General features: G+C 39.0%; 14 protein-coding genes. 8 read left to right on the plus strand and 6 right to left on the minus strand.

All coding sequences use genetic code 11. From position 1 onward, the window contains the following. Positions 1 to 6 precede the first annotated feature (6 nt). Entirely contained in the window at positions 7 to 315 is a 309-nt protein-coding gene (locus tag MMB68_RS17675) for a metal-sulfur cluster assembly factor (RefSeq protein ID WP_013055384.1), read from the minus strand. Positions 316 to 550: 235 nt separating this feature from the next. Here MMB68_RS17675 and MMB68_RS17680 point away from each other — a divergent pair, with 235 nt between their 5' ends. From MMB68_RS17680 to MMB68_RS17690, 3 genes are all read left to right on the plus strand, one after another. Beyond that, on the plus strand, positions 551 to 1,363 hold the full coding sequence (locus MMB68_RS17680) for a Cof-type HAD-IIB family hydrolase (protein WP_277549220.1): 813 nt from the start codon (positions 551 to 553) through the stop codon (positions 1,361 to 1,363). 118 nt (positions 1,364 to 1,481) lie between these two features. Then, entirely contained in the window at positions 1,482 to 1,634 is a 153-nt protein-coding gene (locus MMB68_RS17685) for a hypothetical protein (RefSeq protein ID WP_013055382.1), read from the plus strand. A gap of 3 nt (positions 1,635 to 1,637) precedes the next feature. After that, entirely contained in the window at positions 1,638 to 2,399 is a 762-nt protein-coding gene (locus MMB68_RS17690) for a DUF3813 family protein (RefSeq protein WP_277549221.1), read from the plus strand. Positions 2,400 to 2,435: 36 nt separating this feature from the next. Here MMB68_RS17690 and MMB68_RS17695 read toward each other — a convergent pair whose 3' ends face one another. Then, the gene (locus tag MMB68_RS17695; protein WP_042992588.1) at positions 2,436 to 3,275 is read right to left on the minus strand and encodes a YitT family protein; all 840 of its coding nucleotides are present in this window, start codon (positions 3,273 to 3,275) and stop codon (positions 2,436 to 2,438) included. 255 nt (positions 3,276 to 3,530) lie between these two features. On the opposite strand from MMB68_RS17695, the gene MMB68_RS17700 reads away from it, so the two are divergent. Next, a complete protein-coding gene (locus MMB68_RS17700; protein WP_277549222.1) occupies positions 3,531 to 4,391 on the plus strand; it encodes a DegV family protein in 861 nt (286 codons plus the stop codon). Between the two features lie 52 nt (positions 4,392 to 4,443). Continuing rightward, complete coding sequence (locus MMB68_RS17705) at positions 4,444 to 4,575, plus strand: DUF3941 domain-containing protein (RefSeq protein WP_221785546.1); 132 nt, start codon at positions 4,444 to 4,446, stop codon at positions 4,573 to 4,575. Between the two features lie 34 nt (positions 4,576 to 4,609). Here the strand turns inward: MMB68_RS17705 and MMB68_RS17710 are convergent, their stop codons facing one another. Continuing rightward, positions 4,610 to 5,473, minus strand: coding sequence for a CvfB family protein (locus MMB68_RS17710; RefSeq protein ID WP_013055377.1), 864 nt, complete (start codon positions 5,471 to 5,473; stop codon positions 4,610 to 4,612). A 255-nt stretch (positions 5,474 to 5,728) separates the two neighbouring features. On the opposite strand from MMB68_RS17710, the gene MMB68_RS17715 reads away from it, so the two are divergent. The 3 genes from MMB68_RS17715 to MMB68_RS17725 all read left to right on the plus strand — a co-directional run bounded on the left by MMB68_RS17715 (position 5,729) and on the right by MMB68_RS17725 (position 8,740). Next, complete coding sequence (locus MMB68_RS17715; protein WP_014461618.1) at positions 5,729 to 6,220, plus strand: YajQ family cyclic di-GMP-binding protein; 492 nt, start codon at positions 5,729 to 5,731, stop codon at positions 6,218 to 6,220. Between the two features lie 139 nt (positions 6,221 to 6,359). Then, on the plus strand, positions 6,360 to 7,223 hold the full coding sequence (locus MMB68_RS17720) for an SDR family oxidoreductase (RefSeq protein ID WP_221785547.1): 864 nt from the start codon (positions 6,360 to 6,362) through the stop codon (positions 7,221 to 7,223). Between the two features lie 104 nt (positions 7,224 to 7,327). Beyond that, a complete protein-coding gene (locus MMB68_RS17725; RefSeq protein ID WP_028407442.1) occupies positions 7,328 to 8,740 on the plus strand; it encodes a sigma-54 interaction domain-containing protein in 1,413 nt (470 codons plus the stop codon). Positions 8,741 to 8,767: 27 nt separating this feature from the next. Here MMB68_RS17725 and MMB68_RS17730 read toward each other — a convergent pair whose 3' ends face one another. From MMB68_RS17730 to MMB68_RS17740, 3 genes are all read right to left on the minus strand, one after another. Continuing rightward, entirely contained in the window at positions 8,768 to 10,186 is a 1,419-nt protein-coding gene (locus tag MMB68_RS17730; protein WP_277549223.1) for an amino acid permease, read from the minus strand. Positions 10,187 to 10,209: 23 nt separating this feature from the next. Next, positions 10,210 to 11,889, minus strand: a complete 1,680-nt coding sequence (locus tag MMB68_RS17735; protein WP_277549224.1) for a M20/M25/M40 family metallo-hydrolase — start codon at positions 11,887 to 11,889, stop codon at positions 10,210 to 10,212. Positions 11,890 to 11,992: 103 nt separating this feature from the next. Further along, positions 11,993 to 13,198: an ornithine--oxo-acid transaminase gene (locus MMB68_RS17740; protein WP_013055371.1), complete on the minus strand. Its 1,206-nt coding sequence runs from the start codon at positions 13,196 to 13,198 to the stop codon at positions 11,993 to 11,995. Position 13,199 lies beyond the last annotated feature (1 nt).

The following is a 13,199-nucleotide window of genomic DNA, read 5'->3' on the forward strand; positions in this document are numbered from 1 at the left end:
TTTTTTTTATTGAACACCTAATGCAATTTTAGCGTAGCGCGTCATGCGATCTTTATCCCATGGCGGATTAAATGTGATATTCACTTCTACATTTTCTACTTCTTCAAGCGAAATTAATTGTTTTTTCACTTGTTCGCCAATCACACCAGCTAGCGGGCAGCCGATAGAAGTTAACGTCATCGTCACAATAACCGTGTTGTTTTCTTCCATTTCCACACCGTAAACTAAGCCTAAATTTACGATATCAACGCCAAGCTCTGGATCAATTACTTCTTCTAGTGATTCCATAATTTTATCTTCTAACTGTTTATCCATATTCATTCTCCTTTCTTTTACTTCCGTAATTATCTTCACGTATTAAATATACCCTTAAACAATTTATCGTAAGCAATCAATAACTATGTCTTACACCGTAACAAGACAGCTTTTGCATGTCAATCGTTCTGCTTTGCTCCTAAGGAAAAGTTGTGTAAAATATGGGAATACAAGCATGAATATTAGTAGAATTCAATATAATCGTATAACTACTTCAATTTAAAAGGAGCCCTATATGAGAAACGATCAACACTTAATCGCCTTAGATCTGGATGGAACATTGTTAACGAATGAAAAAACCATTTCACCTAAAACAAAACGGGTATTAGAAAAAGCCAAACAAGAAGGACATATTGTAATGATTGCAACTGGAAGACCTTATCGTTCCAGTGCTATGTATTACAGCGAATTAGATTTATCCACGCCTATCGTAAACTTTAACGGAGCGCTTGTCCATCACCCCCTTCAGCCTGATTTCGGCACGCACCACGAACCTTTAAACCGCCGCACTGTCCATGACATTGTGACAGCTATGCAAGACTATCGCATCAACAATATCATGGCAGAAGTACAAGATGATGTGTATCTTCATTTTGAAGATCGAAAATTAATGGATGTACTTAGCCTAGGGGATCCTAAATTACAAACGGGTGATTTGCGTCATACGCTGCAGCACGATCCAACGTCTATTTTAATTCACGCAGATGAAGAACATGTACAAGATATACGCTCTCACCTTTCAGATGTTCATGCAGAAGTACTAGAACATAGACGCTGGGGAGCACCTTGGCATGTCGTTGAAATTGTAAAAAAAGGACTTAATAAAGCTGTAGGTCTTGAGCGCGTAGCTAATCATTATCAAATTCCACGCGAACGAATTATTGCGTTTGGAGATGAAGACAATGATTTTGAAATGATTAAATTTGCAGGACACGGCATCGCCATGGAAAATGGTATTAACGAATTAAAACAGCTAGCGCGTGAAGTAACAAAATCGAATGAAAATAATGGTATTGCTTATTATTTGGAAAAAACGTTAAATTTATAACTTAGCTTTTTTTGAAAAGCAAGGTAAATTTTTATCGCTATCATTTTTTTTATTTAGCACACACTATAACCGACACTTCTTAAGGTGTCGGTTTTATTTATATTACGAGGAGGAATTTATGATGGGCAGAGGCAATCGATCAAAACGTTTTGTGAAACAAGGTGCAGACGCAGTTCAAAAACATGATGAACGAATTCCTTATCATATGACTATGGCAGAGGCAGAAGCATTTCAAGCTCAGCAGCGCCAAACTCCTCATGGAGGACAGTAACTTATGAAAAATTCACTTTTTGGTCAAGTAAAAGATGCGATTCGAAATGCAGTATCCGGCCATTCAGAAGATCAGCTTCATCGTCAAAAGCACGGCAACGGTGAACTTGATATTTCAGAAGGCGTATTAAATAGTATTGCTTCTAACGCTTCTCCGCAGGAGCAAGAGCAGCTGAAGCAATTCCAAAACTCATTGCATCAAGCGTATGATACAGATGGAGAATCACATTCACAAGAGAAAAGCGCAGACATTACGTCTGATACGCTGTCTCATATCGTTCAGAATGCTTCTTCCGAAGAGAAGGCACAGCTTGAACAGCTTCAAAGCACTTTAGAAGGCGGTCAGTCTCACGCTCACGGTAAAGCTCACACGTCCAGTGAAAGCGTGGCAGCTGATATATTATCTCATGCACAGCAAAATGCTTCTCCTGAAGAAAAGAGCCAGCTTGAACAGCTTCAAAGTACTTTAGAAGGCGGTCAGTCTCATGCTCACGGTGAAGCTCACACGTCTAGTGAAAACGTAGCAGCTGATATGCTGTCTCATGCACAGCAAAGCGCTTCTCCTGAAGAACAAGCTCAGCTTCAGCAGCTTCAGAATACATTGGGAGCTGCTGGTCAAAATCATCAAACGTCTCAGGCTCATACGTCTGCAGCTTCTGATGAAAACATTGCAGCTGATATGCTGTCTCATGCGCAGCAAAATGCTTCTCCTGAAGAACAAGCTCAGCTTCAAGAGCTTTCTAATGACTTAAAAGGCACACATTAATAAAAAAAGTCCAGGTAATGAATACCTGGACCTTTTTTAATCCTTGCGAAACAAACCAAAGATTCCCGTTGTCTGAACGATATTGGTAAATGCTTTAGGATCTACCTCTTTAATCACTCGCTCCAAGTCAAATAATTCATATCTAGTCAAAACAATCATTAGCATTTCTTTATCTTCGTTTGTAAAGCCGCCTTTAGCCGGTACCGCCGTAATCCCTCGCACAAGTTTGGCGTGAATCGCCTTTCTTAGCTCCACTCCTTTTTTCGTTACGATCATTGCTGTGAGTTTGACATGACGCGTATGAATAACATCAATGACGCGAGTAGTTGTATAAAGCGTCACAAGCGTATAGAGTGACTTCTCAGCACCATATAAAAGACCTGCTAGCACGATAATAATTGCGTTTAATATGAACATATAAGTGCCAATTGGTCGGTCTTTTACTCGAGACAAAATCAGAGCAATAATATCGAGCCCACCAGTTGAAGCTCCAAATTTTAACGTAATTCCTACCCCTACCGCTAAAATAACGCCTCCAAAAACTGCGTTAAGGATGATGTCTTTAGAAAGTGCTTGAATAGGAATAATTCCAAGAAACAAAGTTGTTGCAGCAACGCTGATAAAGCTGTAAACAGTAAATGACTTCCCAACTTTTTTCCACCCTAAAATAGTTACAGGAATATTTAACAACAACAGCAGCACTCCAGTGGAAATAGTAAAAGGGGTGTAATCTGTCACGATACTCGAAACAAGCTGAGCTACTCCTGTAAAGCCGCTCGAATATACATTAGCAGGTATCAAAAACAAGTTGAGCGCAAGCGCATTCAATAATGCTCCTACCAAGACGACTATCGCTTTTTTTGCTTCAAGCCACATATTCAAATGACCGACCTCCGCTTTTTAAAACTTCTTACTTTCTTATACCCATTTATAAAATGAATAAAGTCAGCATCTTTAAAATAGTTAGTACATATAGTATGTACGATTTGGCAGAATTAAAAAAACTTATTCAAAAATTGTATTTTCCTCAAAGTGCTTATACACTAATACTATGTCGTATATAACGCTTCTCAATGTTTATACATCAAATTCATTTAATATTTTATAAATGCAATTAGGAAGGTGACATTTATGTCAATTAAACTTTTAACCGATAGTGCAAGCGATTTGCCTTTATCTTTTTTTCAAGAAAATAACGTTGGCTTTTTACCGCTTCGCGTAAGCCTGGATAATCAAGAATTTTTAGATCTACAAACGATTGAGCCAGCTTCTGTCTACGAAGCCATCCGTAAAGGCAAGATGCCAAAAACATCTCAAGCGGCTCCAACTACTATGTATGAAGTCTTTGAGAACATAGCTAAATCAGGTGATTCGTGCATTTATTTAGCTTTTTCTTCAGAATTATCCGGTACATATCAAACAGCAATGATGATTCGAGAAGAACTCCTAGAAAAGTATCCCGATTTCCAATTAGAGATAATCGATACGAAATGTGCATCTCTTGGCCAGGGAGTAGTTACTTATTATGCAGAACAATTACTACAACAAAACCTCTCACTAGTAGAGATGACAGAAAAAATAAAACAATACGCGCTGCATATGGAACATATTTTTACGGTCGATGACTTAGATTTTCTTGCTCAAGGAGGACGTGTGAGCAAAGCTTCTGCTTTTGTAGGAGGTCTGCTTAATATTAAGCCGCTGCTTCATGTGGAAGATGGAAAATTGATTCCAATCGAAAAAATCCGCGGCCGTAAAAAAGTATTTAAGCGCATGCTTGATGTAATGGAAGAGCGAGGAGAAAATCTCTCTTCTCAAACCATTGGAATTAGTCATGGAGATGATTTAGAAACAGCTCTTCAGCTGAAAGAGATGATTCAAGAACGTTTTGGAACCAAACATTTTATTATTAATATTATTGGTGCAGCCATAGGTTCTCACTCTGGCCCAGGGACGATTGCAGTCTTCTTTTTGAACGAAACCATCGAATAATTTAAAGAAGTCAGGGCATTCTAAAGGTACGATCAAAAAGGGGTGTATCACAATGCCAAAAACGAGCGATAACGATAAAAAAGCAAAAGATAATAACGCAAAGCTTCACGAAAAGAATCTGCAAGCTAAGCATAACCGTGAGCTTGGAAAACATTCATTTTCTAAAAAATCTGATCACTTATAAAAAGAAGCCGCTGAATTTTCAGCGGCTTCTCCTTTTAGTTTTCTTCTTTTTTAAAATATGTCCATCCTTCTTCTTGATAAACTTTTCCTTCTTTCATCAGTTTACCAAGCGCACGTTTGAACGCAGCTTTACTCATATTAAAGCGCTCACGAATATCTTCTGGATAGCTTTTATCCCAAAATGGCATAACGCCGCCGCGGCTTTCCATGTAATCGTATAGTACTTGTGCATCTTCATCCATGCTTTCTTGCTTGCGCGGAAGAAGCGATACGTTTAGCGTTCCGTCTTCTTTTACATTAATTACGCGGCCTGTTACATACGTACCAAGCTTTGGTTCTTTGCGTCTCTCGCTTTCATGAATAAATCCAACATATCCTTCATCTGTCATAATAAATGAACCTACGCGCAGTACGCGATAGATGTATCCACTCACTTCACGATTAAAAAGTTCGGGGGGAGCATCTAATGCCATTGCTTTCATCACATCATCTGTAGCAATTTTTCCGTACATCTTACCGCGCTTTGAAATCTTCATTGTACAGTAAACCTTGTTTCCGACTTCTGGCCACAGATCCTCTAGCGCAGGTAAGTCTGTTGAACCAATTAACATATCTTTGTTCATGCCGATATTTACAAACACACCTAAACCCGGATTAACATCTACGACCTCGACCCACTCATAAACACCTTCTTCAACAAGAGGTAAGTGCATCGTTGCCGTTAAACGGTCATGCTGATCAAGGTATAGAAAAACTTCTACTTCTTCCCCTTCAGCAAGTTCTCTTGTTGTTTCATTTTTATGTAGCAAAATTTCTTCTTCGCCTTCTGCTAACATATAACCAATCGGCGTTTCCCGGTTTACTGTTAAATACGCTTTCATCCCAGCTTCTACATTCATCGTTCTATCCATCCTTTATATAAATTAGTAGTGATTGTTCCTTCACCACATACCTTCTCACTTTGCATCAAACAGCATTCTAAAGTTCAAATTAACTTAAATGCATACGTTTTGTTAAAAAGCTGCTTCTATAGCTTACAACAAAAAGCATAACTTGTATTGTATCAATTACCGGCTCTCTATTCAATATCAGTTGTATACAGTTTGTGTTTTATTTATAATAAAAGAACAAACTCTTTACATATGGAGGTTATTATGGCTAAAGATAGTTCATTTGACGTTGTGTCACAAGTCGATTTATCAGAGGTAACAAACGGCATTACCATGGCAACAAAAGAAATTAAAACCCGCTACGATTTTAAAGGCAGTAAAAGCGAAATCTCGCTTGAAAACGAAGAGCTTGTTCTTATTTCTGATGATGAATTTAAGCTTGAACAGTTAAAAGACGTACTGATTTCTAAGCTCATCAAACGCGGCGTACCTACACGCAATATCTCCTACGGTAAAATTGAAAATGCTTCTGGAGGAACGGTTAGACAGCGCGCTAAGTTAATTCAAGGTATCGACAAAGACAACGCTAAAAAGCTAAATACAATTATTAAAAATACCGGTTTAAAAGTAAAAAGCCAGATCCAAGATGATCAGCTTCGCGTAAGCGGTAAAAATCGTGATGACCTGCAGCAAATTATTTCAGCTATTCGCAGCGCTGATTTACCTATTGACGTACAATTTATTAATTACCGCTAAAAAAATGGATGCCCTGGCATTCATTTTTTCTTTTAAGGCCTTTTTTATTCGTTCAGTCTTATTCCTATGCATAGATACACTCTCTTAACAAATACTAGTATACGCTTACATACTCATATTAATTAAGGAGTGTATACCAATGAATCAAAATCAAAAACAAAACTTCCCTCCTCAGCATCAGCAAACTCAGCCAGGTATTGAGAAAGATATGCATCCAATCCCTACCTCTATCGCTCCAGACTATAAGGCAAGCGGAAAATTACAGAACAAAGTAGCCGTTATCACAGGAGGAGACAGCGGAATTGGGCGTTCTGTCGCTTACCATTATGCGAAAGAAGGTGCAAACGTTGTTGTAACCTATCTTAATGAACACGATGATGCAAATGAAACTAAAAAACAAGTTGAACGAATGGGAGCTTCTTGTTTGTTGCTTGCTGGTGACATAGGAGATGAACATTTTTGTCAAGAAGTCATCTCAAAGGCCATTCAGACTTTCGGAAAAATAGACATCTTAGTCAATAATGCAGCTGAACAGCATCCTCAAAAAAGTATTACGGATATCACGACTGAACAGCTTACCCGTACGTTCCAAACAAATATTTTTTCAATTTTCCATTTGACCAAAGCTGCATTGCCTCATTTAAAACAAGGAAGCGCTATTATTAATACAACGTCTGTGACCGCCTATCATGGGCATGATCAGCTGATTGATTACTCTTCAACCAAAGGTGCTATCGTGGCTTTCACACGTTCTTTGTCAGCTTCGCTCGCAACAAAAGGCATTCGCGTAAACGGCGTAGCTCCGGGACCCATTTGGACACCTCTTATTCCGTCTACGTTCGACGAACAGCAAGTTGCGACATTTGGGTCTAATACACCTATGAAACGGGCTGGACAGCCTTCTGAGCTCGGACCGGCCTATGTATACTTGGCAAGCTCTGATTCTTCTTATATGTCCGGGCAAGTTCTGCACATTAATGGGGGATCCATTGTAAACGGATAACATTTCTCTTCGGTCATTCATTTATTTTTATGTGGAAACACTATCAGAATTCAGCTATTTTTGTTTAAATAGAGATATGAACACCGCTAAAGGAGAGTATTTGAATGACCGATACATTAAGCACTCTTAAACATATATATGAAACCATTTTAAATAAAGTCGATGCCGGTATCCACGCGGTCGATGAAACAGGAAAAACCATTATTTACAATGAAAAGATGACAAAGATGGAGCTGATGGATGAACAAGACGTTTTACATAAAAACTTGTTAGATGTGTTTATGTTCAAAGAAAATCAGCAAAGCACGCTTGTACAGGCACTGCAAAAAGGAAAAGAAACGGTTAACGTCAAGCAAACGTATTTCAACAATCAAGGACAAGAAATCACGACAATTAATAATACCTTCCCTATTTTAAAAGACGGAGTCATTCAAGGAGCGGTGGAAATTGCTCAGGACGTGACGAAACTAGAGCGTCTAATCCGGCAAAACATTAGACAAAAAGGAAACACACGCTTTACGTTTGATAGCATCATCGGAAACAGTCAAGCCGTTCATGATGTGATTGAAGACGCCAAGCGCGCTACTAGAACTCCTTCTTATGTCTTAATTATTGGAGAAACAGGCACGGGTAAAGAACTGTTTGCTCAAAGCATACATAATGGCAGCAGCCGCTCTTCTGCTCCTTTTATTTCACAAAACTGTGCTGCGCTACCGGATAATTTAATTGAAAGCCTTTTGTTCGGTACGAAACGCGGAGCTTTTACAGGTGCAATGGATAATCCTGGTCTTTTCGAACAAGCACAAGGAGGCACATTACTGCTAGATGAAATCAACTCGTTAAACCCAAATCTGCAGGCTAAGCTTCTTCGAGTTCTGCAGGAAAAAACCGTACGAAGAATTGGGGATACAGTGGACAAACCGGTTAACGTTCGAGTGATCGCGAATATGAATGAAGATCCAATCGATGCGATTGCCGAAAACCGATTACGCAAAGACTTATATTACCGACTTGGCGTCGTGACGCTTTTTATTCCTCCTCTTCGTGAACGAAAAGAAGATATTATTGAATTAACAAAGTTTTTCATCAAAAAATACAATGATTTGTTTCAGATGAATGTAAAAACCGTAGATCACCAAGTGATGTCTTCTTTTCTCTCTTATGACTGGCCAGGGAACGTACGGGAATTAGAACACATTATTGAAGGCGCAATGAACTTGGTGATGGATGAAGACGTTATTCACTATTCTCACCTTCCTTTCCAATACAGAACGAAGTTCCAGCTAAAGCAGCATGAACATTTTGAAAATAAAGCAAGCAGTGACGCACCTTCTTATCCAAGCGCTTTTCACCCTTCTCTTCCTTTAAAGGAACAGCTGTTAGCGTTCGAAGCAGAATGTATTAAACAAACGCTTGAACAACACAGCCACAACATCTCAAAAAGTGCTAAGATACTAGGGCTGACCAGACAAAGCTTGCAGTATCGTATGAAACGATTAAACATCCGCTCTAAATAAAAAAGAAGTGCACTGTGCACTTCTTTTTTATTTTGCTTTATAAACCGGTGAATCCGATTGTTTTTGATTAATATTTTTCTTGATTCCTACGTGATAATACACGTAGAGTACAATAATTAAAGGGATCCCGCAGTAAAGACCAATTCGTTGATCCGGAATAAAAATTAAGCTGATTAATACAAGTCCATACAAACAAAAACCTAGAATAGGAACGAACGGATAAAGCGGCGTTTTAAATTTTAATTCCTTTATGTCTCCTCCTTCCGCTAAAAAACGACGGCGGAACATAAATTGAGAGGCACAAATGGACATCCAAACAATAATGGTCACCATTCCTGAAATCGAAATAAACCAAAGATATACGGTTTCAGCAGCCACGACGCTTGTAATCAACGAGCATCCTGAAATAATCATCGTCACAATTAATGCGTTAATTGGAACACCTTTTGAAGATAATTTCTTCAAAGGTTTTGGCCCCATATTGCTGTTTGACAATGACCAAAGCATACGAGAAGCAGCATAAACGCCGGAGTTCGCCACTGATAACACAGCTGTTAAAATGACAAAGTTCATGATATCTGCTGCGTATGGAATGCCAATTTGATCTAATACGGCAACAAACGGACTTTCAATGACTCCTGCTGTTTTGTATGGCAGAATAGAAACTAAAACAAACATAGCTAACACAAAGAAAAACAGCGTTCTCCAAATGACATTTCGAATAGATCTCGGCAACGTTTTCTCAGGACTTTCACTTTCTCCTGCTGCAATGCCGACAAGCTCCGTTCCTTGAAACGAAAAGTTAACCGTTACTAAAGTCAGTAGAACTGCCAGTATTCCATTTGGAAAAAGACCTGCGCCTTGAGTGAAATGCGAAAGAAACGGTGCAGGTTCTCCCCCTTTGAAGTCGATAAAACCAAAAACAGCAGCTCCTCCAATTAAAATAAATAGAATAATAGCCGTAACTTTAATACTCGAAAACCAAAACTCAGTTTCAGCATAGCTTCGAGCAGAAAGAGCGTTAATTAAAAACGTAATGACGCCAAAAATTAAGCACCATGACCATACAGGTACATCGGGAAACCACCTCTGCATTAAAATTCCTGCTGACGTAAATTCAAGCCCTGTCGTATTTGCCCAGCTGAACCAGTACAGCCATCCAATCATAAAGCCTGTAGAAGGTCCTAAAAACCTTGTAGCGTATTCTTGAAAGGAACCTGAAACGGGCATTGCTACCGCTAGCTCTCCTAAACAAAGCATAACTAAGTACATGAGGAAGCCGCCTATTATATATGCAAGAATGGCTCCTCCCGGCCCTGCCTGGCTAATAGTAAAACCCGAACCTAAAAATAGGCCTGTCCCAATCACACCTCCTAACGCAATCATAAATAAATGTCTGCTTTTCATTGTTCTCTGTAATTGGTTTTGTTCTGTATGTCTATTCATCGGTACCTCCGTTCTTCATTTTCTTATATGTGGTTTGTACAAGCATACCTACTTTTTAACATCTGAACAGTTGTTTCTTGAATCAACTTAGGAAGGACGCCGAACGAATAAGGCTTGTACACTCGCTCTGTCCACTTATGTCCGTCTTTCCCATATACCCCCATATTAATGGACGGAATATCTAATTCTCGAATTTCACGGAAAGGAATCGCCCCCGCAATCCCCCACCCTGGAAAGTTACGTGTAAAAGCATCGATTTCCTCATCTGTCTCATGAAGAGATAAAAAGCTGCCATCCGCTAGGTAGGGGAAAAATTTTTTAAACTGAAACGTCTCTCCCGTCTGTTTTCCAACCTTCTCCACAGCCGCTTGCAAGGGATAAAGAAGCTGCTGATCTCTGCTTTCGTCTTTCTTCAAGTGATTATGAGGCAAGTAAGGCGGTGCAAAAAAGACAATTACGCGCGGACTTTGATGCGGATCTAACCTTTGAAGTTCTTCAATTACTTTAAAGCACCTCGTTCTAAGTTCTAAATGCGCATACTGTTCGAAAGCTTGTTCAACACAAGCCTGAGCATTTATCCCTTTTTGATCCAATTCTTCCAGGTAATCTTCTAAACTCACAACATCCACTTTCCAAGACAAGCTTCGCTTTGGTAAATTCGTTCTTTGAACAAAAAGTTCGTAATAATCAGAAAGTTTTTTCTCCACTTTTTCACATGCTTCGATTGATAATCCAATTAATTGACTCATCACTTCTTTTGCCGTTCGTTCATAGATGAAATAATTAAAATACAAATGACTGCTTACAGCGGTTTGTACATTATAAGCCTCTTTATTATCTCGTTGATACAGACAGGAAGGTGGCAGTACCAATTCTCCTTCAATATTTTCAGCTAGATTAATATTGTTATGAATGCTTCCTGTAATCTCAGATGCAATCAAATTAGGATCTATACCAGCAAGCGTATCTCCTACATGTACTTCTCTTCCGTAAATATAAAAACATGGAAGCAGCTTCCCAGCGGCTCCTGTATAAATATAACGCGTGGAATCTCCATCGTAAAGAGGTGTAATAAAATCGGTATTAATCGCTGCTACATATGAAAGATTTTTTTCTTTTTTCAAACGGTTCAGTTCAGAAACAGCAGAAATAATTCCAGCATGCTGACTTTCCTCATCTGGGTTGACCATAAAAAGCACGTTTCCTTCTAATTGATTTGGATGCTTAGTAAAATGCAGCACATTGGCTAAATGTACAGCAATTCCACTTTGCATATCAACGGCTCCTCTTCCAAACATCCATTCACCTGAGCGAGCATCTCGCTGTACATCTTCATTAATATTATGCATAGAGAAATATCGCTGAAGTTCTTCTGGATCTAACGCTATGTCTTTTAATGAACCAAAATCTTCAATGCCAACCGTATCTAAGTGAGCGTGATAAATCATTGTTTGAGCATTTTTTTTGCTGCCTTGAATAAAAGCAAATACATTTTTTCTACCTAGCGTGTCGCCATTAATTTTCTGTTCCCAAACGTGAAGGGGATTTTCTTTGAAATAAGGAAAACTTTGAAGCATGTTTTTAATGAAATCAGCAATCTTTACTTCGCCGCTTGTCCCATTGATACTTTTGATTTTCACTAACGCTTTTGTTAAACATTCAACTTGCTCTTCCATGCTTAGCTGTGAGAGTTGGATATACACTTCTATTCCTCCTGCCTATCAAATAAAAACGTTATTTAGCTGCATATGAATAAAAATAGTACGATATATACATATCGTACTATTTTTATTTATTTTAAACCGATTACTCAGCAAATACTTTTTCAATTCGTTCAATTGCCCAGTCTAACTCTTCTTTTGAAATCGTTAGCGGCGGAGCAAAACGAATAACCGTACTGTGCGTTTCTTTACAAAGCAAACCTTGGTCTTTTAATTTTTCACAATAAGGACGAGCTTCTTCGTGTAATTCTACCCCGATGAATAGACCTCGGCCGCGCACTTCTTTAATAACTGGATTGCTTAAGCTTTGGAGCTTCTGCTTGAAATAAGAACCTAATTCTAATGAACGCGCTGGAAGTTCTTCATCTTCAATTACTTCCAAAGCAGCTAATGATACGGCACAAGCAAGCGGGTTTCCTCCAAATGTTGAACCATGAGAGCCAGGGTTAAAGACACTTAAAATGTCTTCGTTAGCGACTACGCAAGAAATAGGGAAAACTCCTCCTCCAAGCGCTTTACCTAAAATCAGCATATCTGGTTCTACGCCTTCCCAATCACAAGCAAACATTTTGCCTGTACGGGCTAAGCCAACTTGGATTTCATCAGCAATAAATAGCACATTATGTTCTTTACATAAATCAGCTGCAGCTTTTAAGAAGCCTTCTGGAGGTAAAACAATACCTGCTTCGCCTTGAATTGGCTCAATTAAAAATGCGGCTGTATTTGGTGTAATAGCAGCTTTTAACGCTTCTAAATCACCATAAGGGATGGTTTGAAGCCCTGGAAGCATCGGTCCAAAACCACGTTGATATTCTGCTTCAGACGATAAGGAAACAGCTGTCATTGTACGACCGTGGAAGTTGCCCACACATGCGATGATTTGTGCTTGATTTTCAGCAACGCCTTTCACATCGTAAGCCCAGCGGCGTGCAGCTTTAATGGCTGTTTCCACCGCTTCTGCTCCCGTATTCATTGGAAGAGCCATATTTTTATTTGTTAATTTACAAATCTTTTCATACCATGGACCAAGCTGATCATTATGAAACGCTCGTGACGTTAACGTTACTTTATCAGCTTGACGTTTTAATGCTTCAATAATTTTTGGATGACGATGTCCTTGGTTAACAGCGGAATAAGCACTTAGCATATCCATATATTTATTATTTTCTGGATCGTGTACCCATACGCCTTCTGCCTTTTCAATTACAATCGGCAGCGGATGATAGTTGTGTGCCCCAAATTTTTCTGTTTGCTCAATGATTTTTACCGTTTTTTGTGTTTCAGTTGTCATA

The sequence above is a fragment of the Priestia sp. Y58 genome, assembly GCF_029522095.1.
Taxonomy (GTDB): Bacteria; Bacillota; Bacilli; order Bacillales; family Bacillaceae_H; genus Priestia; species Priestia megaterium_E.

Excerpts from the sequence above, each read along its gene's own strand:
- MMB68_RS17710 (WP_013055377.1), bottom strand. The coding sequence starts at position 5,473 with ATGAATGTAGAAGCTGGGATGAAAGCGTATTTAACAGTAAACCGGGAA.
- MMB68_RS17740 (WP_013055371.1), bottom strand. The coding sequence starts at position 13,198 with ATGACAACTGAAACACAAAAAACGGTAAAAATCATTGAGCAAACAGAA.
- MMB68_RS17680 (WP_277549220.1), top strand. The coding sequence starts at position 551 with ATGAGAAACGATCAACACTTAATCGCCTTAGATCTGGATGGAACATTG.
- MMB68_RS17685 (WP_013055382.1), top strand. The coding sequence starts at position 1,482 with ATGATGGGCAGAGGCAATCGATCAAAACGTTTTGTGAAACAAGGTGCA.
- MMB68_RS17695 (WP_042992588.1), bottom strand. The coding sequence starts at position 3,275 with ATGTGGCTTGAAGCAAAAAAAGCGATAGTCGTCTTGGTAGGAGCATTA.
- MMB68_RS17675 (WP_013055384.1), bottom strand. The coding sequence starts at position 315 with ATGGATAAACAGTTAGAAGATAAAATTATGGAATCACTAGAAGAAGTA.
- MMB68_RS17730 (WP_277549223.1), bottom strand. The coding sequence starts at position 10,186 with ATGAATAGACATACAGAACAAAACCAATTACAGAGAACAATGAAAAGC.
- MMB68_RS17725 (WP_028407442.1), top strand. The coding sequence starts at position 7,328 with ATGACCGATACATTAAGCACTCTTAAACATATATATGAAACCATTTTA.
- MMB68_RS17720 (WP_221785547.1), top strand. The coding sequence starts at position 6,360 with ATGAATCAAAATCAAAAACAAAACTTCCCTCCTCAGCATCAGCAAACT.
- MMB68_RS17715 (WP_014461618.1), top strand. The coding sequence starts at position 5,729 with ATGGCTAAAGATAGTTCATTTGACGTTGTGTCACAAGTCGATTTATCA.
- MMB68_RS17705 (WP_221785546.1), top strand. The coding sequence starts at position 4,444 with ATGCCAAAAACGAGCGATAACGATAAAAAAGCAAAAGATAATAACGCA.
- MMB68_RS17690 (WP_277549221.1), top strand. The coding sequence starts at position 1,638 with ATGAAAAATTCACTTTTTGGTCAAGTAAAAGATGCGATTCGAAATGCA.
- MMB68_RS17700 (WP_277549222.1), top strand. The coding sequence starts at position 3,531 with ATGTCAATTAAACTTTTAACCGATAGTGCAAGCGATTTGCCTTTATCT.